Raw genomic sequence first — 25,180 nt, 5'->3', positions numbered from 1 at the left:
AGCCTGCATAGGCGCATTCGCTTTTTGATGCTTGCGGGGACCAGCGGAAACGCGCTCCCTGCTCGCATGGATAACAAGACCCGCAGGGAGGATATCGCGACGCAGCCGCTCAAGCCGGGGCGCGTGGCGCTCAACGTGCTGGCGCTGTGCTTTACGCTGGCGCTGATCGGCCGCGGCCTCGGCGAGAGCTTTACGGTTTTCCTGAAACCAGTCTCGGAGAATTTCGGCTGGGACCGCGCCCAGGTGGTCTCGGTCTATTCGCTGACCTGGCTGGCGGGCGGGCTGATGGCACCGGTGGTCGGCCGGCTGTTCGACCGCTACGGCCCCCGCACCGTCTATTCGCTGGGACTGCTGCTGCTCGGCGGGGCGTTCCTGGTGGCCTCGCAGGCGCAGGCGCTGTGGCAATTCCAGTTGAGCGTCGGGCTCGCCGTCGGGATCGGCATCGCCTTCATCGGCAACGTGCCAAATTCGATCATGCTCGGCCGCTGGTTCGGCCCGCGCCTGCCGACGGCGATGGCAATCGTCTATTCCGCGACCGGCGCAGGCGTGCTGGTGCTGTTGCCGGCGTCGCAGCTTCTGATCGATCATGTCGGCTGGCGCGGCGCCTATCAGATATTCGGCATCGTTGCGCTCTGCCTGCTGGCGCCGTTGCTGCTGCTGCCGTGGCGGCTGTTTTCCACGGGCTCGCCGCATATCGCCAAAAAAGCCGATCCGGATTTCGTCGACGGAAGCTGGACGCTTGTCAGCGCGATGCGCCACCACGCATTCTGGGCGCTGTTTGCCACCTTCTTCTTCACGGCGGTAGGGATGTATGCGCTTGCCGCACAGATCGTCGCTTATCTGATCGACGCCGGGTTTCCGCCGCTGCAGGCGGCGACCGCGTGGGGCTTTTCCGGCGTCGTGCTGCTGTTCGGCATGCTGGGCGTGACGCAACTCGATGCAATGATCGGACGAAGGCCATCGGTGCTGCTCAGCTACGCCATCTCGATCGTCGGCATCATCCTGCTGTGGCTGCTGCAGTTCTATCCGAACTTCTGGCTGCTCGGCGCCTTCGTCGTGACCTTCGGCAGCATGATCGGTTCGCGCGGCCCGCTGATCACGGCGACGGCCATGAAGATCTTTCGCGGTGAACGCGTCGGCACGATCTACGGCACGATTTCGATCGGCAGCGGTCTTGGCTCGGGGCTCGGTGCCTGGGCCGGCGGCCTGATCCACGACTGGACCCACAGCTACGATCCCGTGATCGCCTTCGCGCTGGTCGCCGTGGTGCTCGGGATGATTCCGTTCCTGGTCGTGCCGGCGCTGCGGCGCTGACTTCCTTCGCCGCTAGTTATTCGGCGGGAGTTCGATCGGGGCATTCGGCTTGCCGGTGTTGAACTCCATGATCTTTCGCGTCACGCCGGGAAAGATCGCCGAAATCGGATTAACACGCAGCACCGGCGCACCGGGCGTGCCGACGACCTCATAGGTCACGCCGATCAAGCCTTCATTGTTGCCGTTGCCGAGGAACAGGCCGAGCACCGGAATCTGGCCGAACATGTTGTTCAGCCCGTACATCGGAACGAAGGTGCCACTCATGCGAACCTGGTTGGCGACGGTATCGATATTGCCTTCGATGGTCGCACCGATCATCGGCCCCTTCACGACACCGTCCCTGATCGTGAGTTGACCGCTCTGCCGGGTGAACTCGGCTCGCAGTGCCGAAAAGGAAACGCCGCTCTGAGTGCCGGTAGACCCCCCTGCGGCCACACGGTCGAGCGAAGCCTCACCCTTGATGGAGAAGTCGCGGACGTTGATCAGGCCTTCCTTGGCGCTCGGTTCGACGGTCGGCGGCTCCAACGCGAGCGCGAGCTGGCCGCCAATAATCTTGGAGTACATGTCGGTGAAGCGGAAGAAGGCGCCCGCATCGTTGGTCTGCAGGATGATGACGTCCCGGCCCTGCCCCTGAGCGCGGCCGCGCAGATCGGCCGTCACGGGCGTATCGCGCCCGACCTTGCCGGAGAGCGTGAAGTTTTTCACGATGCCATTGCGGCGGGAGAACTTGCTATCGACGCTGCGCAACGCCTCGCCGTTGAACCCCGCTACCGCGCCGAGCTTGAGGTCGATGTCGAGGTCGATGTTCCTGGACTTGCTCTTGGGATCGGCGTCCTTGCCCGAGATCGCTGACTTGAGGAAGCCGCGGCCGTCGAACACGTCGCCGCGCATCATGACCTTCACGACGCCGTCGGCGCCGCGTTCGGCTTTCAGCGAGGTCTTATCGCCGTCCGACGGCGCGTAGGTCGGGAAGTTCGCGTTCAACAGCTCGCCGTTCTGGTCGACTTCCAGCGATCCCTTGATCGAGACGCCGCCGCCTTCGACCACGATGTCCTGGAATAGCGTCGATTGTTCCTTCTTCACCACGATGAACGTCGCCTTGCCCGACTTGCCGGGCACCTTGACCCAGCCCGGCAGGATGTTGTCGAGACGCAACGAGGTCAGGTCGGCCTCGATGCCGACGCGGCTGTCGTTCTCGCCGATCTTGCCGATCACCTTGATCGGAATGGAGCCGCTGACGGCGGGTCCGAGATCGATCCCGAGGCGTTGGCGGCTGGCGTCATCGAGCGTCGCCTGCAGCCTGATGTCGGCGTCGCCCTCGTTCGCCTTGCGATAGTCCAGCGAGGCGGGCTGACCGTTGATCTTGACGTCGCCCTTGACCTGGTAGCCGGCGTTGTTGGCGACCAGCTTCAGCGTATTGGATTCCAGTTTCTGGTTCATCACGAGCTTGTCGGCGGCAAATCCGGCCAGATCAGCCGTGACGCTGTAGGTGGTGTCGGCCTTGGTCAGCGAGCCCTTGACCGGCATGGCGAGCGTGATGATGGCGGCGACCGTTCCCTTGCTGGCGTTCGGATCGATCAGGGTGCCGGAGAGATCGCTGATTCTGTCGGAAGCCAGAATCTCGGCCGCCGCCGGCACCGGACAATCCACCCTGAACTTCACCCGCGAGGGCGACGGCTTCGGCGACATGTCCGGCACCTCGAACGAGAAATCGGAAATGTTGATCTTGCGTCCGGCGGGCGTGTCGGCGACGCCCTGCCCGATCGTCACCGTCGCGGTGCGGCCGGTGACCCGCGCCTTCAGGTCGGCATCGCGAACCGAGGGCATTTCGTCCACCGGGTGAACCGTGACGCCGGACGCAACGATGGTGACGGCGAGACCATCATCCGGAATCGGCGGCCCCTTGCGCGACAAATTACGCACCGGCGAATTGACGCCGACCTCGATGCGCTGAAGCGTACCGCGCTCGATGCGCTCGATTACCCATTCGCGCACTTCGGGCACGATCAGGATCGGCCACATCCGCTTCAGTGCGGATGCCGACATCGGCGTGCCCGCGAAACCAAGCTGGAGACGCGCCTCGCCCGCATAATCGATGCTGCCGGTGCCGGCAATGCCGATCTCGCCATTGCTGATATCGGCCTGGGTGAGCAGCACGCGCTTCCGCTCGGTGTCGAACTTCATCCCGATCGCGATGCGGTTGAAGATCAGCGGCGGTTCATTGTCGGTGCCGGCGAGCAGGATCGTGCCGCCGCTGAAGCCCGCCTGCCATTCGGTGGTGGCGCCGTTCGGCGGTTCGAGATGGGCGAGCAGCGTAACCCGGTTCGCGCCGGACACGATCTTGAAGGGGGCGACCAAAACCCGCCTTCCCGAATCCCATTCGACGCTCATTTCCGCCGAATCGATCGCCATCGGATAGTCGGGAGTATCGGTGTCGATGAGGTTCCCGGCACCGGCCATGACCTTGCCGCGGAAATAGGTCGGCAGGCCGTCGCGGCCGAGTTCACCCTTCAGTTCGCCTGACAGCGGCAGGTCGGCGCTGTAGGTGAGATCCTTGACCCGCATCGCCAGCAGGATGTTGGCGGCCGGCACCTTGTCGGCGCGAAGATCGACCGACCGCACGCCGTTCTGCTGCGGCCCGACCACGACCTTAAGCGACCACGGGCGCGCGCCCTCCTCGCCAAGGCTCACCGCGACACCGCCGCCGCGCGGCCGGCGCATGCTGAGGCTGATATTCTCGAACGTCCATTTGTTGCCGCGCTGCTGGTCGTCGACGATGAGATTGCCGTTCTTGAGGCCGATCTCGTTCAGATTCTGTCCGTCGAGGCCGGTCAGGCTGAGGCTGTCGAGCCAGTCGAGGCCGGCCAGCAATCCGTTCTGCGTTGTGTCGGGAGCCGTGGCAACAGCGCCTTGGGCTGGCGCAGGCGCCTGGCGGGGGAACGTCGGCGCCATGCCGGCATCGCGTTTGGAGGCGACGCCGGTCGCCAGCGGCTTTGCGGTGTCGCCGGCGGACACCGTCACCTGGCCGTCCGGCGTGATTCGCACCGCGAGTTCGGCGTCGACCAGATTGAGGCTTTCAGCGCGCAGCCGCCCCATCAGAAGCGCCGTGCCTGACAGTTTCACCTCCGCCTTCGGCGCAGTGGCGACGATGACCTGGTCACGGTCGCGCACCACAATGTCGCGGATGCGCACCGCGATTCGAATCCGCCCGGCCCGCTCGATCTGCGTACCGCCGACCGCAACCGTATTGCCGTGGCCGATATTTTCCTCGATCGCGGCGGCCAGCCAGGGCGTCGCCACGTCGAGATTGATGGGCCCGGCGCCGAGCCGCCACCACAGCCCGCCGAAGCAGCCGGTGAAAATCACCGCCAGTACGCCGATCACAATCGCCAGGCGCTTAACCCAGCGTTCGCCGCTCAGCCATAGCTGCAGCGCTGCAAACTTGTCGCCCAGACGGTGAATGCCGGAACTGGAGCGGGAGAGCAGCCGCTTTGTCCGATGGCGCGCCGCCTCGTCGGGTTCCTGATCCCAGCCAGCCGCATCATCCCACTGCGAGATGTGGGCCTCGGCACGCGGATTCGACCCCTTGGGCGAAGTATTCCTAGCCATTGCCTCTCGGTGCCGGCGCTGAGGTTGATCGCCGCCAAGGGCGCGCTCTTCGATCGTTATCGAGCGCTCCTGTGCCGGCATCGCTGCCAATCCTCGATTAATACTGTTAGTCGTGGTCGGGCCCAAGGGTTGATTGGGCGGTCCCATCGACGAGCGGACGGGGGTAGCGTCGAATTCCTTGTAACCATACTCCCGGGTCATAAAACTTGCCCCGCAGCCGGAGCGAATCCGACGATCAAAGGCGAGACCCGCAATACCCTAATGGTTGATCTGCGGAAAGCGACGAAAGGAAGGCGTATGTCCAAGAAAACGCGCAAGAAATCCTCCAAGCCAGCCCCCAAAAGCCGCAAGACGCCCGCCCGAAAACCAGCCGTGGCCAAGACCCCCAGCAAGGCCGCTCCCCGCAGCGGGATGACATCGGCCAAAAAGCCGGCCTCCAAGGTTGCCAGCAAGGCAGCCAAAACCGCCACCAAGACGACCGTCGCGAAACCGGAGAAGACGGCCAAAACCACGTCAGCCAAAGCGTCGCACAAGCCGACATCGAAACAGTTAATAAAATCCAATCTATCGGCTCCGCCCAAACCGGATGCGGGAACCGGACTGGTCGAGGGCGCGAAGGCTCCCCCCTTCAGCCTGCCCCGCGATGGCGGCGACAGCGTCTCGCTGGCCGACTATGCGGGCAAGAAACTGGTGCTGTTTTTCTATCCGAGAGCTGACACGCCGGGCTGCACCCGGGAGGCAATCGACTTTACGCGGCTCAACGATACGTTTGCCGACGAGGGAGCCGTGGTACTCGGCATCTCGGCAGACACCGCAAAAGCCCAGGAATCCTTCCGCAACAAGCACCAGCTTTCGGTTCCTCTGATCTCGGATGAGCAACATGAGATGCTGGAGGCCTATGGCGCCTGGGGCGAAAAATCGATGTATGGCAGGAGCTTCATGGGGATCATCCGAACGACGGTTCTGATCGGCACCAATGGGCGGATCGCCAAAATCTGGCGCAACGTGCGGGTCGACGGCCATGCCGACGAGGTGCTGGCCGCCGTCCGCGCCATATGACCTGGCAGGCGATTTGGCAGGTTCCATTTCCCAAAAATTAACCATGAAAGGGTCAAATCGGGACGCAAATTGAGCCGTACGGAACTCATCTCCGACCGGCGCGGGAGTGCCGATGTCGTACCGTTCCGGTCAACATTATTCCGACCACCACCACCATCCTCACGACCACGGCCGGACGCCGCCCCGCCGTCCCGCCAACTATGCGGCAAAGGCCGCTGCGATAGACGGTGACGGCTACACCATCGTGCATGCCGGCAAGCAGGTCCGGCTCGGCCCTGTCGTTTTCTGGATCGTCGTCGGCACGATCGTGTTGCTCGGCATGTGGTCGGCGGCGACAGCCACCTATTTCGCGTTTCGCGACGATGTCCTGACCCGGCTGATCGCCCGTCAGGCCGAGATGCAATACGCCTACGAAGACCGCATCGCGGAGCTGCGCTCCAAGGTCGACCGCACCACCAGCCGTCAGCTGCTCGATCAGGAACAGTTCGACCAGAAGCTCGACCAGATCATGCGCCGCCAGACCGCGCTCGAATCGCGCGCCACCGCCCTCGGCGCGATCCCGGATACCGCAGCCACCGGTTCGATCAGGCCCCCGGCACGCGGTGCAGCCGTGGAGACGCCGGCTTCCGGCCCCCTAAAACCCTCCCCGATCAGCGACACCGTGATCTTCGTGGCGCCGCCGGATCACGAAGCGCGGTTGGAATCGCGCGCGCCGATCGTGGTCAAGCCGCAGCCAAATCAGTTCGCCAAGGTTCAGGGCGTCGACAACGTGCTGGTCCGCCTGCAGACCTCGCTCGATTCCGTCGAGCGACGCCAGATGGCGGCGTTGAGTTCAGTCGAGGACGGCATGGAATCGCGTCTCCGCCGGATGCGCGGCGTGTTCACCGATCTCGGCCTCGACATGGCGCAGCTCGAAGCGGCGACGCCGCGCTCGGCCATCGGCGGCCCATTCGTGCCGGTGAAGCTTTCAGCCGATGCTGGCGCGTTCGAGCGCCAGCTCTACCGGATCAACATCAGCCGCGCCCAGATGCAGCGCCTCAACGCGACGCTGGCGCTGGTGCCCTACCGCAAGCCGGTTGTCGGCGAGGTCGAATTCACCTCGGGTTTCGGTGTCCGCAGCGATCCCTTCCTCGGCCGCCCCGCCATGCACACCGGCCTGGATTTCCGGGCCGCCACCGGCGATCCCGTTCGAGCCACCGCGAATGGCAAGGTGCTGTCGTCGGGATGGATGGGCGGCTATGGCCGCATGGTGGAGATCGACCACGGCAATGGGTTGTCGACTCGTTATGGCCACCTGTCGGAAATTCACGTCAAGGTCGGCGACATCATCCGGATCGGACAGGTGATCGGCGCCGTCGGCTCCACCGGTCGCTCCACTGGTCCGCATTTGCACTACGAAACACGGATCGACGGCGATGCCGTCGATCCGCAGAAGTTTTTGCGCGCGGGCGTCAGGCTCAGCTCAGGCTAGCCTCCAAAACCTAAAGAAGGAAACGCGGCGCGCCCCCGTTCGGCTGCGCCAATGCGATGCGGAGGCCGGCCGTCAGCGACGCCCGCCTCTACCGAAGCCGCCGCCACCCGGCCCACCGCCGAATCCGGCGGGGCCACCCGGGGGGCCAAAGCCACCGCCGGGTCCGCCAGGACCGCCGCCGGGGGGCTCGCCAGAACCTGGACCACGCCCGCCGGGCGCATCAGGGCGGCTGCCGCCGGGTACATCGGGTCCGCTGCCGCCGGGCACATTGGGTCCGCCACCGCCAGGTCCCGGCGTTCTGCCGGGGGCACGATCCGGCGCACGGGGGCCCTGCATCGACGATCCCGGGAAGTGGTTCACCGACTGGACCGATTCAACGCGCAGGCCCTGCAAGCCGTCGCGGACGGCATTCACCACCACGCGCGCATCCTGGCCCGGCTCGAAGCGCGATGTGTCGCGCGCCATGTAGCCCGAACCGAGCTGCAGATTGGTGCCGACGCGCCGCACATAGGCTTCGATTGACAGGCGCGTGGCGCCGGACAAATCCGACAGGTCGTCGGCTCTTGCGCGCGAGATCTGCAGCTTGCCGCCCGGTACGACGCGTCCCTCGGCCTGAACGCGTTGACCGACGAGCGCGGCATCGACGCCGTCGAGCCGCAGCCCGCCGATCCGCAGGCCGTCACGATCCCGTTCGAGCGGTCCTGTCACCCGCGACGTCGCATTGCGACGCTGCTCGACCAGGCTTGCGACGATCACGCCGTCGGTGCGCCGCAATCCCGAGACCGCCACTTGCGTGCCGACGCGCCAGTTTTCACGGCCGGTCCACGCGACCTTCTGGCCGAGGACGGTCATCTCGCCGCCCTTGACGCTTTCGATCGGTCCCACGACCTCGCTGACCGCGTCGATGCGGTTGGTGGTCAGCATGCCGTTGGCCTGGCGCTGCGCCACCACGCGCGCGACATGCCCGATCCGCAACGCCTTCACCGACGCAGCCTCGCCGTCGATTCGCACCGGTACATCAGGCGCGTAGCCGATGCGCTCGCCGTTGACGAAGATACTGCCGAAGCGCTGGATCACGCCGACAATGCCGGTGCCGCCGATGCCGTGATCATTGCCGCGCGAAATCCCGGTGCCGCCGATGCCCTGGTCGTTGCCGCGCTTGACCTGTGCCCATAGCGAGGACGTTCCGGCGAGCCAAAATCCCACCAGCAGCAGGCGACGCGTGATGATTGGGGGCTCCGTCATGACTGACCGCCTTCACCTGCATCATCAGCCGCACCGTCCGGACCTTCGGAATAGATGTAGACGCCGAAATTCCACCGGCTGTTGCCGCCCTTGTCCTTTGCCAGCGCGCGGTTGGCTTCGCGGTTCGCGACCTTCAATGCCTCCATCGCAAGTTCGCGCGAGCGCGCCTCCAGCCGCTTCGCCAGCTTCGGCGACAGGCCGTCATAGTGCACGGCGCGCTCGAGGAAGCGCGGCGCCGGGCCGGAAACGTTCTCCGCGGCCGCCGCGACGTGATCATGCAGGTTGCGGCCGAGATAGTGCCATTTGCGATCATCGTCGCCACGTGGCACGAAGCCAGTGTCGGTCAGCACGATCTCGTCGTTGCCATTGATGGTGACGAGCTTGCGATCCTGCCATTCGTCAAGCACCGCGCGCGGGCGCACGTCCTTTGTGATGGACTCGACGAGCTGCTCGAACGACGGCGCGTCGCCTTCCGCGGTGCGCGGCAGCGGCAGCGGCTCGCCTTTCGCGTCGGTGAACTCGGGCGCGGCGAGCCAGCGCGCGATGATCGCGCTGGTGCGTGACAGCGTGGCCGGCACCTCATGGACCGGGGCTCCGGCGCCGCGCAGCCGTGCCACCTCCTTGCGATGAATCCCGGTGAGCAGGCTGACGCGGCTGTCGGTCTGCTCCTTGCCCTCCAGCGCGAAGTCGTGCTCGGCGACGTTGACGAAGAGCTCGCGCAATAACTGCGCCAGTGCCGGAAACGTCATGCCGCTGCGGATGCAAAGCCGGACCAGCGGACGCAGCAGCCGCGCCAGCGGCGCATGCAGCTTCGCCGCGGCGTTCGGCTGGTGCGAGGCCGGCTTCAAACCCCGGGACTTGGCGTTCATGGTGAAATCGTACCGGCTCTCGGCGTGGGATACAATCCCACATTTCCGCCGATCAAGATTGACGTGTGAATTTTTCCCACATATTAGGGAAACGTCAACCACGGGGAAATCGACGCATGTCTCGCCTCTCGGTTCGAGTTTCCACTTCCGCCACCAGAAATGTCCTGACCGAGCGCGACAAGCGCATGGCCATCACGCCGATGATGCCGGCACTGCTGCGCAGCGTGATCTTCCTCGCCGGACTGGCGGCGCCATTCATCGTCGCGCTGCTCGCCCGCTGACAGGCTCCCGACACTTGCGCGACAGCGGATCAACCAACGGCGATCGGTATAATTCCATGCGCTTCGACTTGTGGCTGGCAGATGCGTGCAGGACAGCGGACGTCTGCTATGACGACTTCATCTTGACGATCGCTACCGGCGGTTATCCCTGCCTGCCGGGCGCTGTCCCCGGCTCTCCCCGCACCTTCGACGAAACCGATCTGCTCACGCTCTACATCTACGGTCGGCTGCTTGCCTTCGGTTTCGACATCATGCGCGCCGGCGAATATGCCGGCCGGGTGCATTGCGCGCTGAGAACCAACGCGGACGCAAAATCCGTCGCTATCGTCCTGACGCCACACGGAGGCAAGCGTGTGGTGGTCGCGCCCGAACCACAAGAGCCGGCGCGATCCGAGAAGATCGAGTTCGACGTCACCGCGATTCGGAAATTCCTGAACGGGCGGATCGAACGCCCCTGCGAAGAGCAAACCCAAGATCAATGAGCTGTCCATGATCCCGGTACACCACGCCGCCCGGCGCCCGTCGGTGCTTCGTACCTTCAAGGTCTACTATCCCGACCTGTTTGGCAGGACGCTCTCGGTGCAATGGGAGTGACCGGCGTCGCGCTTCTCTACGCGACATGGCTCAGCTACCTCCTGCTGTTCACCGGACTAACGCTCGCGGCCTGGCTCCGGCTTGTCGTGCAGAACCTCGTCAGCTCCCTCCTGAATTCCTGTATCTATTCGACTTCCATGAAGGCCACTTAAAACGGAACCGGCGCGCCCGCCTCGCTCAAATTTTTTTGGCCCCGTGTCGGCTCACAGGCACGCCAGGCGTCCTTGTGGCAGAGACTGAGCCAACCCAAGCAAATCCCGCGATATACTCCGCTCAGTCACGGAGAAAATAACGTCATGACCCAAGGCAATACCGTTCGTTTGCATCGTGTCCTCGCCACCAAGCCGGAGAAGGTCTTTCGTGCCTTCCTCGATGCGGAAGCCATGGCCAAGTGGTTGCCACCCTACGGCTTCACCTGCAAGGTTCACCATCTGGAGGCGAAGGTCGGCGGCACATTCAGGATGTCATTTTCGAATTTCACCACGAATGCGGGCCATTCGTTCGGCGGAGAATATCTGGAGATCGTGCCCCACGAGCGTATCCGCTACACCGATCGTTTCGACGACCCCAATTTGCCGGGCGTCATTGAGGTTACCGTGACCCTGAAAGCGGTTTCGGTCGGAACCGAAATCAACATCGAACAGACAAACCTGCCGACGGTGATTCCGGTCGAAGCCTGCTATCTCGGCTGGCAACAGTCGCTCGCCCAGCTCGCGTCACTCGTGGAGCCGGATATTCCGGGATAGTGACGGTCGAGGTAGGGCACCACGCTGTGGTGCCCTGCTCTCTAATGCCCCACCTCGCCGGTGATGATGTCGCCGAACACTTCCCAGGCCTCGCCGTTGAACTTCATCAACTGCATCTGTTCGATCGGGAAGAAGTCGTTGGCGGCCGTGTTGATCTTGATGCCGGGCAGCAGCACCTCGCTGGTGAAATCCTTCAGGCTGGCGGCCTGCTTCATCACGTTCTCGCGCGTGAGGTTGTCGCCGCATTGCTTCAACACCTGCACCATGGTCTGCGCGCTCGCATAGCCATAGATATTGTTGATGTTGGTCTTGTCGCCGTCGGGAAAATATTTGTCCATGAAGGCGAACCAGGTCTTGATGCCGGGATCGTTCTTCCACAACGGGTCGGTCGGATCCTTCAGATAGGCCGTTGAAATGATGCCTTTCGAATTCTCAAGGCCGGCCGGCTTGAGCACCGCCGCCACCGAGGTCGAGACATTGCCGAGGAAATACACCGGCTTCCAGCCGAGCTCGGCGACTTTGCGGATCGCCTGCGCCGCGCCCTTCGGCGCCGCCCAGGTCATCATGATGTCGGCGCCGGAATCCTTCAGCGCAACGATCTGCGAATCGATGGTGGGATCGGAAATCTCGTAGGATTTGTCGGCGATGATCATGCCGGCCTTGTCGCCAAGGCCATCGCGCAAGCCCTTCATCTGGTCCTTGCCGGCGTCGTCGTTCTGCCAGAGCGCCGCGATCTTGCCGTTCGGAAAGTTCTTCAGGATATAGGCAGCGTAGATCCGGCCCTCGCTCTGGTAATTCGGCTGCCAGCCCATGGTCCACGGAAAGTTCTGCGGATCGCCCCATTTGGTCGCACCGGTTGCAACGAAAAGCTGCGGGACCTTCCTGGCGTTCATGTATTTCTGGATGGCGGAGTTCGACTGCGTGCCGAGCGGCTGGAAGATCAGCAGCACCTCGTCGCTCTCGACCAGCTTGCGCGCCTGCTCGACCGCCTTCGGCGGACTGAAGGCGTCGTCATAGCTGACGAAATTGATCTTGCGGCCATTAATGCCGCCTTCGGCGTTGATCTTGTTGAAATAGGCGGCCTGCGCCTTACCTATCGTGCCATAGGCCGACGCCGGGCCGCTATAGGGCATAATATTGCCGATCTTGATTTCGGCATCGCTGGCGCCGGGATCGTATTTCTTCTGTGCTTGGGCCGCGGTCGCGACCGTTGCGGCGACGGCGAACATTGTCAGGGCCACTAGGTTCTGCATGCGAACCGGCATCGTTTTCTCCCCTTACTTTTTCAGTCTTGTTGCGGCCAAGTCTCGCAAGTCGCATCAGCGCTTGCAAGCATGTGCTTATTCCGTATGACGAAACAGCATTGTTGCCCGGCGGCAATTGTGATTGATGCGGGTTCGCGTCATTACCATGCGTGCATGGCCCCAGAGGTTGAACAGGTTGAAACCAGACATACGAATTGGTCCGCGGCACCCCAGGCTCGCTGGCATCGGCTTCCGCTTCGCGCGCTGGCTGGCGGCGAAAACCATGGCAGCTGCGGGATTTCACCAGCTCGGCTCGGAATTCGCCGATGCGCGGATCGCGCATGTGCGCGACAAGCTCGCGCGGGGCGAAACGGTCTATCTCGCTGGCCTCGGCGCACCCGGCACGCATAATTCAGGTCTGGCGCTGGTCGAGGTGACGCAGTCGGATGGGCCACGGCTGATCGCCAACAACGAGGAAGAGCGCTTTTCCGGCAACAAGCACACGACGGAATATCCAAAACTGTCGGTCGACGCGGCGGTGGCGACGCTGCGCGAGATGGGCCGCGATATCGGCGATATCGATGCCTGGCTGACGAGCTGGGATTATCCGACCCTGGCCGGCACGCTGGCGCGCTCGATGATCGAGGAACTGCCGCAGAGTTTCAAGCTGGTACGCACCACCGAGGCCGCCGGCTTCGACGGCCGCCGCCTCGACCAGATGACGCGGACGCCAAAAATCCTCGCCCGCCAGCTCGGGCTTGCCGAGCGCGTGCCGCTGATCTGCCTGCCGCATCACGACAACCACGCCTGGTTTTCCTACGCCGCCTCGCCGTTCGCCGACGACGGCGAGCCGACGGCGATCGCGGTGCTCGACGGCACCGGCGATCAGGGCTCGATCTCGCTTTACGTCGTCGATAATGGCGCGATGCGCCGGCTCTACTGCAACGACAGCATGTTCGATTCACTCGGCGCGTTCTACAGCGTGATCTCGTCGACGCAGGGAGGCTGGACCTGGCTGTCCAGCGAGGGCCGCTATATGGGCGCGGGCGCATGGGGCGACATGGACCGCGCCAGCAATCCCTATTATCCGCGGCTCAAAGACGTTCTGCATTTCGGCAGCAACGGCGAAGTTCGGCTCAACCGCACGATGGCCAACTGGTACTGCGATCCCTTCGATCATCCCTACAAGCAGCCGCTCACGGAGATACTCGGCGAGCCGCTCAAGCCGGACCAGCTCTGGAATCCGGATGCGGTGCTGCGTGTCGAGGACATCCATCACCGCCCCGACACCAAAGACCGCCTCGACAAGGCCGCCGCAACCCAACTGGTGTTCGAGGACGCGATGATCCATGTCGTCGATCATCTGTTGCGCACCACGGGCGCCAGCCGGCTGGTGCTGACCGGCGGCGTGGCGCTGAACGCGGTCGGCAATATGCGGCTGCTCGAACATTTCGATGAGGCCTGGTTCGCCAAGGCCCAGCAGCGCAACGCGCGCCTGCATCTGTGGGTGCCGCCGGTCCCCGGCGATCCCGGCGTCACCATCGGCGCCGCCTGGCTGTTCGCGCACCTGGCCGGCGCCCCGCGCGGCGCACCGATGGCGCACGCCTTCTATTGCGGCACACCGCCGGCGCGGGAAGACATCATCAGCGCACTCGAGGCCGATGACATCGCCTCACAATGCATCGGCGATGTCTCGACGCCCGAAGGCCGCGACGCGATCGCCGACCTGATGGCATTCATGGTCGCGCAAAGCGGCGTCATCGCACTCTATCAAGGCGCGGCCGAAACCGGCCCCCGTGCGCTCGGCCACCGCTCCATCTTGGCCAACTCCTGCGACGCGCAAGCGCGCGAGCGGCTCAACGAGCGCGTCAAGTATCGCGAGGCCATTCGTCCGCTGGCGCCGATGGCGACGCTGGAGGCCGCACAACAGTATTTCGAACTGCTGCCGGGCGCCTCGGATGCCGATTACAACGCCTATAATTACATGGTGCTGACAGCGCATTCGAAGCCGCACGCGCGCGAAAAAATTCCAGCCGTCATTCACGCCGATGGCACCGGCCGCATCCAGATCGTGCGCGCCGGCGATGATCCCCTCACCTATGCCTACCTGAAGGCGCTCGGCCGCCATATCGGGGTGGAGCTATCCGTCAACACGTCCTTCAATGTCGCGGGTCCGATCGCCCAGACCCCGCAACAGGCGATCGATACGCTGCGCCGTTCCAAGGGGCTCGACGTCGTGGTGCTGGTGGCAAGCGACGGCGAAGTCCATGCGGCCTGGCATGGCGGCGAGCGCGACAGCGGCCGGTTCTCCGGCTGGTATTCAGAATGGAAACGCCGGGTGCAGGTCACTCAGCGCTGAAAGATTTTCAGCACCCGCCCGTCGATCAACAACAATGCGCTGCCGATCACCAGCGCGCCCGCAATTTCGCGCAACGAGATTTTCTCGCCGAGCACCAGAACTCCGAGCAGGATCGCGGTCACCGGGATCAGCAACGTCACCAGCATGACATTGGTGGCGCCGGAACGCCGCAGGATCTGAAAGAACACGATATAGGCGAGCGCGGTCGACAGCGCGGCAAGGCCGATCACGGCGAGCCACGTCGTGGCTCCCGGCATCGGCAATAGCCAGGGACGCTCGACGAGCCCGGCGACCACAGTCATCATCGCGGCCGAGGCCAGCATCTGGAACGTCGCGGTGCCGAGCGGTGGGGAATTCGACAACAGCCGTCGCGCCAGCAGCGCCGACAATCCGTAAGAGAAGGCGGCTGCCAGGCAGAGGAGGATGCCGAGGCCCTGCCCGCTCTGCAATCCAAACCGGCCGCCCTGAAGAATGATCACGCCGACCAGCCCTGCGACGACGCCCGCGATCCGCCGTGCGGACAGCTTCTCCTCACCCGCCACCGCCATCACAACCACCGTGAACAGCGGCGTCGTGGCGTTCAGGATCGAGGCCAGCCCGCCCGGGATATAGGTCTGCCCGACCACGATCAGCGAGAACGGCAGCACGTTGTTGAGAAGCCCGATGGCGATAAACGGCCGCCAGCCTGACAAGCCGGCCGGGAAGCGGATGCGGTAGAGCCAGAGCAGCGGCAACAACATGAGCGCAGCAAGCGCCACGCGCAGGAACACCACCGTGAACGGCGGCAATTCCCTCAGCACCACGCCGTTGAAGAAGAACGACCCGCCCCACAGGACCGAGAGCAGGCCGAGCAGCGACCAGTCGCGGGCTTCGATCGAAGTGTCTTTTGCGGTCATGGCGGCTCAGATCGGAGGACACAGCTCTATTCAGCCGCGCCGGGTTTTGCCACCCGATTCCCGAATGCAGGCTCGCGACGGCTATTTCGGCCGCGAGACGATCTCAATCATCCTGCCTTCGTCGTCGTCGGGCATCTCGGCCTTTGCGCGGGTGTAGGCCTCGATCGCGGCATGTCCGAGCAGCGGTGCGTTGGCGAGCAGGCTGTCGGCCAGTTTCACCGCATACGCCGCATCCTTGTGGCGGAGCGCTGCGGTAAACGACGCGCCGGAGAAATCGCGCGCCACCATGCGCTTTGAATGCCGGATCACCTGAGGGCTCGCCACGGCACCCGTCGCCAACGCTTCCGCCACCAGGTTCATGTCGAGCCCGGCCTGCTCGGCCATGGCGACGCCTTCGGCCAGGCTTGCGATCTGCACCGCGCCCATCAAATTGTTGATCAGCTTGAAGACCGTGCCGGTGCCGACCGCGCCGAAGTGCCTGATCACGTCGCCAATCGGTGCGAGATAAGGCTTTGCCCGGTCGAGATCGACGGCTTCCGCGCCGACGAGCAAAGTCAGTTTCCCGGTGGCCGCCGCCTGCGGCAGGCCGGTGACCGGGCAATCGATATAGATCAGGCCGCGGCCACGCAGCTCGCGCGCCATGTCGAGCGTGTGCTGATGCGAGACGGTCGAGCATTCGATCGCGAGGCTGCCCGCTTTCATCGTTGCCGCGGCGCCATCCTTGCCGAGCCAGACGACACGCGCTGCCACGTCGTCGGCGACCATGGTCACGACGGCATCAGCGCCATCGGCAGCGTCCGCAGGCGACGAAGCCCAGCGCGCGCCGCGCGCGATCAGGCCTTCCGCCTTGGCCTTGCTGCGATTCCACACCGCGACCGAGAAGCCAGCATCGAGATAGCGGCCGGCCATGCCATGGCCCATGCGCCCGAGCCCGATGAAGGCTACTTTGGTCATGGATTAATCCACATCCTCGACCGCGCCGGGCGTGGTGCCGAAGGCGCGCTGCGCCAGGGTTGCCGCCATGAACTCGTCGAGGTCACCGTCGAGCACGCCCGACGTATCGGAAGTCTGCACGCCCGTGCGCAGGTCCTTCACCATCTGGTAGGGCTGCAGCACGTAGGAGCGGATCTGGTGGCCCCAGCCGATGTCGGTCTTGGCGGCCTGATCGGCGGCGGCCTGTTCCTCGCGCCGCTTCAGTTCGATTTCATAGAGCCGCGCGCGCAGCATGTCCCAGGCTTGCGCACGGTTCTTGTGCTGCGAGCGGCCGGCCTGACAGACCACCGCCACACCGGTCGGAATATGCGTCAGGCGCACCGCGGATTCGGTCTTGTTGACGTGCTGGCCGCCGGCGCCGCCGGAGCGCATGGTGTCGGTGCGCACGTCGGATTCCTTGATGTCGATCTTGATACTGTCATCGACGACGGGAAAGATCGCCACGGAAGAGAATGAGGTGTGCCGGCGCGCGTTGGAATCGAATGGCGAGATCCGCACCAGGCGGTGCACGCCCGCCTCCGTCTTCAGCCAGCCATACGCATTGTGCCCGCTGATCTGGATGGTCGCGGATTTGATGCCGGCTTCTTCGCCGGGAGTCTCTTCGAGATACTCGATCTTGAAGCCGTGCTCCTCGGCCCAGCGCGTATACATGCGCAGCAGCATCGCGGCCCAATCCTGGCTTTCGGTGCCGCCGGCGCCGGCATGCACTTCGAGATAGGAATCGAACTTGTCGGCCTCGCCCGACAGCAGCGCTTCCAGCTCGCGGCGCGCGACTTCCTTCTTGAGGGCCTTCAGCGCGTTCTCGGCCTCGACCACCACGCCGTCATCGTTCTCGGCCTCGCCGAGCGCGATCATCTCGACATTGTCGTCGAGCTCGCGCTCGACCTTGCCGATGCCCTCGAGCGCATCCACCAGCGAGGTGCGCTCCTGCATCAGCTTCTGGGCCTTCTGGGGATCGTTCCAGAGATTGGGATCTTCGGCGAGCTTGTTCAGCTCGGCGAGGCGAGCCGTGGATTTCTCGACGTCAAAGATGCCTCCTCAGCAGCCCGACTGACTGCTTGATCTCTTCTACGAGGCGTTCGACTTCGGCGCGCATGATCTCTTCTGTCTGCGGTCGGAACCGCTACTGGATTATATCGGAGGGATGTAGCGGCCTACGCCGCAAAGCGCAATCCGCAAACCGGCCGCTAATAAAGCCGGCCGGTTCCGGGACGCATGATATTGCCGGCGTCGGGCGAAATTTCCTGCGGCACGCGTCCATCCTGCTCGGTAACGCCGACGGCGGCGTAATTATCCGGCGGCGCGGTGCCCGGCTTGAAGGCTTCCAGGATGGTGCGGCCGCCCTCGCCCGGGCTGGGGCGCATGCCGCTCTTGGCGTCGACGCGAACCAGCCTGATGCCGGCAGGAATCTTGAACGGGGTCGCCGGTTTGTCGGCGAGCGCGAGCTTCATGAAATCCCTGACGATGGGCGCGGCGGTATGGCCTCCTTGCGCGGCCCTGCCCAGACTGCGCGGCTTGTCATAGCCAAGATAGAGACCGACGACGAGATCCGGCGAAAAGCCGATGAACCAGACGTCTTTTCCGTCACTCGTGGTGCCGGTCTTGCCGGCGATCGGCTTGCCGACCTCGCGCATGACCGACGCCGTGCCGCCCTGCACCACCCCCTCCAGCATCGAGGTGATCTGATAGGCGGTCATCGAATCGAGCACCTGCTCCCTGCGGTCGACAAGCTGGGGCTCGGGCTGATTCCTCCAGCCACCCGGCGCGTCACAGCCGCGACACTCGCGCGCATCATGCTTGAAAATCGTGCGTCCGTAGCGGTCCTGGATACGGTCGATCAGGGTCGGCTTCACCCGCCGGCCGCCGTTGGCGAACATCGAATACGCCGTAACCATCCGCATGACCGTGGTTTCGCCGGCGCCGAGCGCATAGGAAAGATAGTTCGGCAAATCATCATAGACGCCGAAGCGCTTGGCATATTCACCGATCAAGGGCATGCCGACATCCTGCGCCAACCGCACCGTCACGGTGTTGACCGACCATTTGAGGGCTTCACGGAGCGTAATGGGGCCACGGTAACTGCCCACCGAAAAATTCTCCGGGCGCCAGACGCCGGCGCCCTGGCCCTGATCGATCTCGATCGGCCCGTCGATCATGATCGTCGACGGGGTGTAGCCATTGTCCATCGCCGCCGAATAGACCAGCGGCTTGAACGTCGATCCCGGCTGTCGATAGGCCTGGGTCGCGCGATTGAACTGGCTCTGGTCGAACGAGAAGCCACCGACCATCGCGAGCACGCGGCCGGTCCACGGATCCATCGCGACCATGGCGCCGGACACTTCAGGCAATTGCCGCAGGCGATACTGGCCTTCGACCGCGTTGCCGTCCTTGCCGAACAGCGGATCGGCGTAGATCACATCGCCCGGCGAAAGAATTTGCGAGACCGCGCCCGGCGCCTTGCCGCGAGCTGAGGCGGAAGCCGCCCTCGCCCATCGGACACCTTCCAGCGTGATGAGGCCGGTTTGCCGGTCCTTGGAGATCGCGCCCCCCAGTTCGCGGCCGGGCTGGAAACCGATGCGGGCCGACTGGTCCGACGTCTCCAGCACCACGGCCATCCGCCAGGGCGAGATGTCGCCGAGCGATTTGACGTCGGCGAGTTTCACGCCCCAGTCGCCGGAAATGTCGAGCTTGCTCATGGCTCCGCGCCAGCCCTGGGCCTCGTCAAAATTCACCAGGCCGGCGGCCATGGTTTTGCGCGCCATTACCTGCAGCTTCGGATCGAGCGTGGTGCGGACCGACAGGCCGCCTTCATAGAGTTTCTTTTCGCCGTAGCGCTCGAAGATGTCGCGCCGGACTTCCTCGGCAAAATACTCGCCGGCAAAGGTATGCGCGGCGTTGGACCGGTTGGTCACGGCCAGCGGCTCCTTGCGGGCCTTGTCGGCATCGGCCTGCTTGATCCAGCCGTTTTCCACCAGGCGATCGATCACGTAGTTGCGCCGCTCGACCGCGCGGTCGCGGTTGCGCACCGGATGCAACTGGGCCGGTGCTTTCGGCAGCGCTGCCAGATACGAGGCTTCCGCAACCGTTAGTTCGTTCACCGATTTGTCGAAATAGACCAGCGACGCCGCCGCGATGCCGTAGGCGCCGAGGCCGAGGTAGATTTCATTGAGATAGAGTTCGAGGATGCGGTCCTTGGAATAGGCGCGCTCGATGCGCATCGCCAGCAGGGCTTCCTTGATCTTGCGGGTGAAGGAGACCTCGTTGGTCAGAAGGAAGTTCTTCGCGACCTGCTGGGTGATCGTGGAGGCGCCCTGCGGCCGCTTGTTGGAGCCGAAATTTTGCGCATACACCACGGCGGCGCGCGCCATGCCCGTGAAGTCGATGCCGCCGTGCTCGTAGAAGTTCTTGTCCTCGGCCGCGAGGAACGCGTTGGTGACGAGCTTTGGCATCGCCTGGATCGGCAAATAGAGCCGTCGCTCCTTGGAATATTCACCGAGCAGCGCACCATCGGACGCATGGACGCGCGTCATCACCGGCGGCTCATAATCCTGAAGCTGCGAATAGTCAGGCAAGTCCCTGGAGAAATGCCAGATCCCGCCCGCGACGCCGGCCACCCCCACCAGGAACACCACGGTTCCGGCGGTAAACAGGAAACCAAAAAACCGGACCAGAAAGCGCATTATCGAAGTTCCATTCCAACCCTGGCACCGCAACAGCCGGCGCTTGTCCTCGTGTCCATCGGACATTTCCTCTCCCGCGACACGGATCGCTCAGATCCGCCGGGTCGAAACATTTATAACGCAATGTCCGAAGATGCGCCTTGAGGTTGTGAACACTTCGTGCGGATCAGTAAAGCCCGCCGGTTCCCGGACGCATGATATTGCCGGCGGCGTCGGGCTGATACCCTTGCTGGTATCCCTGTTGATATCCTTGCGGCATCCGGCCGTCCGCATCGGCCACGCCGATGACCGAGTAGTTATCCGGCGGCGCGGTGCCCGGCTTGAAGGCTTCCAGAAGGCCGCCACTGCCCGGACCGGCACGCATGCCGCTCTTGGGGTCGACGCGGACCAGCTTGATGCCGGCGGGCACCTTGAAGGGAATCGCAGGCTTGTCGGCGAGCGCGAGCTTCAGGAAGTCCTTGGCGATCGGCGCCGCCAGATGACCGCCGGTCATGCCGCGGCCGAGATTGCGCGGCTTGTCGAAGCCGACATAGATGCCGACCACGAGGTCCGGCGAGAAACCGATGAACCACGCGTCCTTTTCATCGTTGGTGGTGCCGGTCTTGCCGGCGATCGGCTTGCCGACTTCCTTGACCACGGTCGCGGTGCCGGCCTGCACCACATATTCCATCATCGAGGTGATCTGGTAGGCCGTCATCGGATCGAGCACCTGCTCGCGACGATCCACGAGCTGCGGTTCAGGCTGATTCTTCCAGCCGCCGGGCGCATCGCAGCCGCGGCACTCGCGCGCGTCATGCTTGAAGATGGTGTGGCCGTAGCGGTCCTGAATACGGTCGATCAGCGTCGGCTTCACGCGGCGGCCGCCATTGGCGAACATCGAATAGGCCGTGACCATGCGCATGACCGTGGTTTCGCCGGCGCCGAGCGCATAGGAAAGATAGTTCGGCAGTTCGTCGTAGACGCCGAAACGCTTGGAATACTCGCCGATCAAGGGCATGCCGATGTCCTGGGCCAGCCGCACTGTCACCGTATTCAGCGAATTCCGCAGCGCGTTGCGCAGCGTGACCGGTCCCTGGTATTTTCCCGACGAATAGTTTTCCGGGCGCCAGACGCCGACGCCCTGTCCCTGATCGATTTCAATGGGCGCGTCGACGACGACCGTCGACGGGGTGTAGCCGTTGTCCATTGCCGCTGAGTACACCAGCGGCTTGAACGACGAGCCCGGCTGCCGATAGGCCTGGGTGGCGCGATTGAACTGGCTCTGGTCGAACGAGAAGCCGCCGACCATCGCCAGCACGCGGCCGGTCCAGGGGTCCATGGCAACCATCGCGCCCGAAACTTCCGGCAACTGGCGCAACCGATACTGGCCTTCGACTGGTTTGCCCTCTTTGTCGAACAGCGGATCAGCATAAATCACGTCGCCGGCCGCCAGGACTTGCGCCACCGAGGTCGGCGTCTTGCCCCTTGCAGGACCCGAGGCGGCCTTGGCCCAGCGCACACCCTCGAGCGTGATGATGCCGGTCTGCCTGACCTTACTGACGGCGCCGCCGAGTTCGCGGCCCGGCTGGAAACCGATCCGCGCCGATTGGTCCGATGTCTCCAGCACCACGGCCATCCGCCACGGCGCGATATCGCCGAGCGACTTGACGTCGGCGAGCTTGACGCCCCAGTCGCCGGAAATGTCGAGCTTCGAGGGCGCGCCGCGCCAGCCGCTCGCCTCGTCATATCTCACGAGCCCGGCGACCATGGTCTTGCGCGCCATCACCTGCATCTTCGGGTCGAGCGTGGCGCGGACCGACAATCCGCCTTCGTACAGCTTCTTTTCGCCGTAGCGCTCGAAAATGTCGCGCCTGACTTCCTCGGCGAAATATTCGCCGGCGAAGATATGCGCGCCGTTGCCGCGGCTGGTGACGTTGAGTGGCTCCTTGCGGGCCTTGTCGGCGTCGGCCTGCTTGATCCAGCCGTTTTCCAACAGACGGTCGACCACGTAATTGCGCCGCTCAACCGCACGATCGCGGTTACGAACCGGATGCAGCGCCGCGGGCGCCTTCGGCAGCGCCGCCAGATAGGAGGCTTCCGCGATCGTGAGTTCGTTCACCGATTTGTCGAAATAGACCAGCGATGCCGCCGCGATGCCGTAGGCGCCGAGGCCGAGATAGATTTCATTGAGATAGAGCTCGAGGATGCGGTCCTTCGAATAGGCGCGCTCGATGCGCATCGCCAGCAAGGCTTCCTTGATCTTGCGGGTGAACGAGACCTCGTTGGTCAGAAGGAAGTTCTTCGCGACCTGCTGGGTGATCGTGGAGGCGCCCTGCGGCCGGCGGTTGGAGCCGAAATTCTGCGCATAGAGGACGGCCGCGCGCGCCATGCCGGTGAAGTCGATGCCGCCGTGCTCGTAGAAGTTCTTGTCCTCGGCCGCCAGGAACGCGTTGATCACAAGCTTTGGCACCGCCTGGATCGGCAGATAGAGGCGGCGCTCCTTGGAATACTCGCCGAGCAGCGCACCGTCAGACGCATGCACGCGCGTCATCACCGGAGGCTCGTAGTCCTGAAGTTGTGAGTAGTCGGGCAAGTCCTTGGAAAAATGCCAGATCGCGCCCGCGACGCCGGCCACGCCGACCAGGAACACGACCGTTCCGGCAGCGAACAGGAAACCCAAAAACCGGACCAGCAAGCGCATTATCGAAGTTTCCGTTCCAACCCTGTGCGCCGGTATCTGCGGCGTCTATCCTGATACGGCAATCCCGCCGAACGAGTTGCCGCTACGCGGTCGAACAATAAAAGGTCCGGCGGACAATACCGATTCCGAAGACCCGCAGCCAATTTTCTATACCGTTGCCGCTGTGGCCAAACTAGGGCTTGGGCCACCGGACCGCACGCTTTTCAGCCTGCCGTTACGCCACGAGCACCAGACTTTTCACCTGCCCGGTCCGGCAGTTGCCAGCCGTTTGGCTAAAAACGCATCAATTGCCTGCGCCATCGATCCGACCGTCCGGTTCCGCCAGTTTTCCGACACCAGATGCTCGAGGTCGCCCTTGTTCGAGACATAGCCGAGTTCGACCAGGACCGAGGGCACGTCGGGGGCCTTCAGAACCCGGAAACCGGCCGATTTCAACGGATGCTTGTGCATCCGCACCGTGCTCTTCATTTCGCCCATCAGGACCCGGGCGAACCGGTTTGAGAAGGTTTTGGTCTCCCGCTGCACCAGATCGATCAGGATGTCGGCGACTTCGGTCGGCTCGTCGGCGAGACTGACCCCGCCGATCGCGTCCGACTTGTTTTCAGTGTCCGCCAGCCGCTCGGCCTCGGAGTCGGAGGCCTTGTCCGACAACGTATAGATGGTGGCGCCCTGGGCGTCGCCCTCGCCACGCCGCAAGGCGTCGGCATGGATCGAGACGAACAGCGCCGCCGACTCGTTGCGCGCGATCTTCACGCGGTCGCCGAGCGGAATGAAGGTGTCGTCCGTCCGGGTCATGACGACGCGATACTTGCCCGACTTCTCGATCCGATCGCGCAGCGCGAGGCCAAAACCCAGCACCAGATTCTTTTCCATGATGTCGCCGCCGCCGGCCTGGGTGCCGTTGTCGACTCCGCCATGACCGGGATCGATCACGACGACAGGCCTTTTGTCCGGCGGCGACGGAGGCGCGGCCGGCGCGTCCGCCCGCGCAACGGCGGCGTTGGCCTCGGCGATCGCAGGGCGCAGCTCGGGGCGGCTTTCCGGCGCCAGCGACTGGACAAAGGCGGTGCGGTCCACCTGTTCGAATTCAAGCACCAGCCGCGGCGGCTGGCCGTTGGCCGCCTCCAGCACATAGGATTTGGCGATCTTGGCCGGTCCGGTCAGGTCGAACACGATCCGCGATCCGCCCGGCATGACCAAGCCGTAACGAAACGCCTTGACCAATCCCCGTCCCGCGACACCGACCCCGGCCGGTAGCTGGAAACTGACTTGGGGAAGATCGACGATCACACGATAGGGGTCCGCCAAGGTAAAAGCCCGAAACTGGACCGCCTTGTCGAGATCGAGGATGAAACGGGTCTGTTTGGCATCGCCGGCCAGACGAGCGTCAGACGCTATCGGGAAATTCGATACTGCCGCCGGGCCGGCAATGGCGGCTTGAGCAGCCGGTGCTTGATAAACCGGCGCTTGAGCCGCGCCGGGGCCGGTCATTTGGGTGCATAGCAATGCTGCGGCGCACAATAGGCCACATCCCAGCAAAACAAGGTGATTTGCGCGGCTCGCCAACGATTCGGTGCCTCCGGAGGAGCCTTCCCTTACCGCATTAGAACCACAGGGTTAATCGGACCTTAACGTCGAATCTGTGAAAAGGAGCGAGTGTTGCCGCGCTGCGACGCTCGAGAGGGGGTTCCCTTGGAGTTCCCTTGCGCTTCCCTTGCACGCAGCCCCCAATCCACGTATGTACGAGGTGCTGACGGCTAATACTCCCGGTTGTGTCGCGTTCAGCCTCCCGGTGCAGCGCTGGAGCCTTCCAAGTCGAAGGAACCTGCGTCTTTCCCGATCCCTCCACGGCCAGCGCCGCGCGCGGCTGACACGGAGTGGCGGTTTCGAGCCCGAGCGGCGTCCGGTCCCAGGTACCTTTTCCAGGGACGGTTTGAGACGCGGCAAAACTGATTATCCGGATCCAAAAAGGGTCCGATATGCGATGGCCGGCGGGCGTTTAGGCGCCGAACCGGGCCTTCAGCGATAGATACGGCGGTATCCTTTCCGCCAACATGTTTAGACGGGCCGACGCTTGATGCGCCAGACTGTGTTGCCGACCAGGATCCACGGAACGATCGCGCCGACGCGAGGCGAAAGC

The 25,180-nt window shown here is 64.0% G+C and carries 17 protein-coding genes; 7 read left to right on the top strand and 10 right to left on the bottom strand.

Translation table 11 applies throughout. From position 1 onward, the window contains the following. The first annotated feature begins 66 nt into the window (after positions 1–66). Positions 67–1,314 carry an MFS transporter gene (locus JQ624_RS10425; protein WP_212418779.1) on the top strand — a complete coding sequence of 416 codons (1,248 nt, stop codon included), beginning with the start codon at positions 67–69 and terminating at the stop codon, positions 1,312–1,314. Between the two features lie 12 nt (positions 1,315–1,326). Here the strand turns inward: JQ624_RS10425 and JQ624_RS10420 are convergent, their stop codons facing one another. Further along, positions 1,327–5,004 (bottom strand): DUF3971 domain-containing protein, encoded by a 3,678-nt coding sequence (locus tag JQ624_RS10420; protein WP_212418778.1) that lies wholly within the window; start codon positions 5,002–5,004, stop codon positions 1,327–1,329. On the opposite strand from JQ624_RS10420, the gene JQ624_RS10415 reads away from it, so the two are divergent. Both JQ624_RS10415 and JQ624_RS10410 read left to right on the top strand, forming a co-directional pair. Then, on the top strand, positions 4,948–5,982 hold the full coding sequence (locus JQ624_RS10415; protein WP_409334310.1) for a peroxiredoxin: 1,035 nt from the start codon (positions 4,948–4,950) through the stop codon (positions 5,980–5,982). The two genes, JQ624_RS10420 and JQ624_RS10415, sit on opposite strands and share 57 nt — an antisense overlap. A 112-nt stretch (positions 5,983–6,094) precedes the next feature. Next, entirely contained in the window at positions 6,095–7,453 is a 1,359-nt protein-coding gene (locus JQ624_RS10410; RefSeq protein ID WP_212418776.1) for a M23 family metallopeptidase, read from the top strand. 72 nt (positions 7,454–7,525) lie between these two features. On the opposite strand, the gene JQ624_RS10405 is transcribed toward JQ624_RS10410, so the two are convergent. Then, positions 7,526–8,698, bottom strand: a complete 1,173-nt coding sequence (locus JQ624_RS10405; RefSeq protein ID WP_212418775.1) for a DUF5666 domain-containing protein — start codon at positions 8,696–8,698, stop codon at positions 7,526–7,528. Then, entirely contained in the window at positions 8,695–9,567 is an 873-nt protein-coding gene (locus tag JQ624_RS10400) for a DUF6502 family protein (RefSeq protein ID WP_212418774.1), read from the bottom strand. The genes JQ624_RS10405 and JQ624_RS10400 overlap by 4 nt, the downstream gene beginning before the upstream one ends. A gap of 116 nt (positions 9,568–9,683) precedes the next feature. Here JQ624_RS10400 and JQ624_RS10395 point away from each other — a divergent pair, with 116 nt between their 5' ends. The 3 genes from JQ624_RS10395 (at position 9,684) to JQ624_RS10385 (ending at position 11,188) form a co-directional block, all read left to right on the top strand. Continuing rightward, positions 9,684–9,848: a hypothetical protein gene (locus JQ624_RS10395; RefSeq protein WP_212418773.1), complete on the top strand. Its 165-nt coding sequence runs from the start codon at positions 9,684–9,686 to the stop codon at positions 9,846–9,848. A 56-nt stretch (positions 9,849–9,904) separates the two neighbouring features. Then, complete coding sequence (locus JQ624_RS10390) at positions 9,905–10,330, top strand: hypothetical protein (protein WP_212418772.1); 426 nt, start codon at positions 9,905–9,907, stop codon at positions 10,328–10,330. 408 nt (positions 10,331–10,738) lie between these two features. Then, a complete protein-coding gene (locus JQ624_RS10385) occupies positions 10,739–11,188 on the top strand; it encodes an SRPBCC family protein (RefSeq protein WP_212418771.1) in 450 nt (149 codons plus the stop codon). 41 nt (positions 11,189–11,229) lie between these two features. Here the strand turns inward: JQ624_RS10385 and JQ624_RS10380 are convergent, their stop codons facing one another. After that, positions 11,230–12,453 (bottom strand): ABC transporter substrate-binding protein, encoded by a 1,224-nt coding sequence (locus JQ624_RS10380; protein ID WP_212418770.1) that lies wholly within the window; start codon positions 12,451–12,453, stop codon positions 11,230–11,232. 262 nt (positions 12,454–12,715) lie between these two features. Here JQ624_RS10380 and JQ624_RS10375 point away from each other — a divergent pair, with 262 nt between their 5' ends. Beyond that, positions 12,716–14,791: a carbamoyltransferase C-terminal domain-containing protein gene (locus JQ624_RS10375; protein ID WP_249129635.1), complete on the top strand. Its 2,076-nt coding sequence runs from the start codon at positions 12,716–12,718 to the stop codon at positions 14,789–14,791. Here the strand turns inward: JQ624_RS10375 and JQ624_RS10370 are convergent. The 6 genes from JQ624_RS10370 to JQ624_RS10345 all read right to left on the bottom strand — a co-directional run bounded on the left by JQ624_RS10370 (position 14,782) and on the right by JQ624_RS10345 (position 24,606). Next, positions 14,782–15,687 (bottom strand): DMT family transporter, encoded by a 906-nt coding sequence (locus tag JQ624_RS10370; protein WP_212418768.1) that lies wholly within the window; start codon positions 15,685–15,687, stop codon positions 14,782–14,784. The two genes, JQ624_RS10375 and JQ624_RS10370, sit on opposite strands and share 10 nt — an antisense overlap. An 81-nt stretch (positions 15,688–15,768) precedes the next feature. Next, entirely contained in the window at positions 15,769–16,641 is an 873-nt protein-coding gene (locus tag JQ624_RS10365) for an NAD(P)-dependent oxidoreductase (protein ID WP_212418767.1), read from the bottom strand. 3 nt (positions 16,642–16,644) lie between these two features. Next, positions 16,645–17,776 (bottom strand): peptide chain release factor 2 gene (prfB, locus tag JQ624_RS10360; RefSeq protein WP_212418766.1). Its coding sequence is split into 2 segments (ribosomal slippage): positions 16,645–17,706 and positions 17,708–17,776, totalling 1,131 coding nucleotides; the frame shifts between segments, so codons are not numbered across the junction. Positions 17,777–17,867: 91 nt separating this feature from the next. Continuing rightward, on the bottom strand, positions 17,868–20,360 hold the full coding sequence (locus JQ624_RS10355; protein ID WP_212418765.1) for a penicillin-binding protein 1A: 2,493 nt from the start codon (positions 20,358–20,360) through the stop codon (positions 17,868–17,870). Positions 20,361–20,526: 166 nt separating this feature from the next. Further along, positions 20,527–23,040, bottom strand: a complete 2,514-nt coding sequence (locus JQ624_RS10350) for a penicillin-binding protein 1A (protein ID WP_212418764.1) — start codon at positions 23,038–23,040, stop codon at positions 20,527–20,529. A gap of 237 nt (positions 23,041–23,277) precedes the next feature. After that, positions 23,278–24,606, bottom strand: a complete 1,329-nt coding sequence (locus JQ624_RS10345) for an N-acetylmuramoyl-L-alanine amidase (protein ID WP_212418763.1) — start codon at positions 24,604–24,606, stop codon at positions 23,278–23,280. Positions 24,607–25,180 lie beyond the last annotated feature (574 nt).

This window comes from Bradyrhizobium sp. AUGA SZCCT0283, assembly GCF_018130385.1.
In the GTDB taxonomy this organism is placed as follows: domain Bacteria; phylum Pseudomonadota; class Alphaproteobacteria; order Rhizobiales; family Xanthobacteraceae; genus Bradyrhizobium.
The sequence above is the reverse complement of the archived record's forward strand: the minus strand, read 5'-3'. Positions and strand labels throughout refer to the sequence as shown.

What these genes read in the sequence shown, in the direction of transcription:
- JQ624_RS10425 (WP_212418779.1), top strand. Translation starts at nt 67, where the DNA reads ATGGATAACAAGACCCGCAGGGAGGATATCGCGACGCAGCCGCTCAAG.
- JQ624_RS10420 (WP_212418778.1), bottom strand. Translation starts at nt 5,004, where the DNA reads ATGCCGGCACAGGAGCGCTCGATAACGATCGAAGAGCGCGCCCTTGGC.
- JQ624_RS10410 (WP_212418776.1), top strand. Translation starts at nt 6,095, where the DNA reads ATGTCGTACCGTTCCGGTCAACATTATTCCGACCACCACCACCATCCT.
- JQ624_RS10405 (WP_212418775.1), bottom strand. Translation starts at nt 8,698, where the DNA reads ATGACGGAGCCCCCAATCATCACGCGTCGCCTGCTGCTGGTGGGATTT.
- JQ624_RS10400 (WP_212418774.1), bottom strand. Translation starts at nt 9,567, where the DNA reads ATGAACGCCAAGTCCCGGGGTTTGAAGCCGGCCTCGCACCAGCCGAAC.
- JQ624_RS10395 (WP_212418773.1), top strand. Translation starts at nt 9,684, where the DNA reads ATGTCTCGCCTCTCGGTTCGAGTTTCCACTTCCGCCACCAGAAATGTC.
- JQ624_RS10390 (WP_212418772.1), top strand. Translation starts at nt 9,905, where the DNA reads ATGCGCTTCGACTTGTGGCTGGCAGATGCGTGCAGGACAGCGGACGTC.
- JQ624_RS10385 (WP_212418771.1), top strand. Translation starts at nt 10,739, where the DNA reads ATGACCCAAGGCAATACCGTTCGTTTGCATCGTGTCCTCGCCACCAAG.
- JQ624_RS10380 (WP_212418770.1), bottom strand. Translation starts at nt 12,453, where the DNA reads ATGCCGGTTCGCATGCAGAACCTAGTGGCCCTGACAATGTTCGCCGTC.
- JQ624_RS10375 (WP_249129635.1), top strand. Translation starts at nt 12,716, where the DNA reads ATGGCAGCTGCGGGATTTCACCAGCTCGGCTCGGAATTCGCCGATGCG.
- JQ624_RS10370 (WP_212418768.1), bottom strand. Translation starts at nt 15,687, where the DNA reads ATGACCGCAAAAGACACTTCGATCGAAGCCCGCGACTGGTCGCTGCTC.
- JQ624_RS10365 (WP_212418767.1), bottom strand. Translation starts at nt 16,641, where the DNA reads ATGACCAAAGTAGCCTTCATCGGGCTCGGGCGCATGGGCCATGGCATG.
- JQ624_RS10355 (WP_212418765.1), bottom strand. Translation starts at nt 20,360, where the DNA reads ATGCGCTTTCTGGTCCGGTTTTTTGGTTTCCTGTTTACCGCCGGAACC.
- JQ624_RS10350 (WP_212418764.1), bottom strand. Translation starts at nt 23,040, where the DNA reads ATGCGCTTGCTGGTCCGGTTTTTGGGTTTCCTGTTCGCTGCCGGAACG.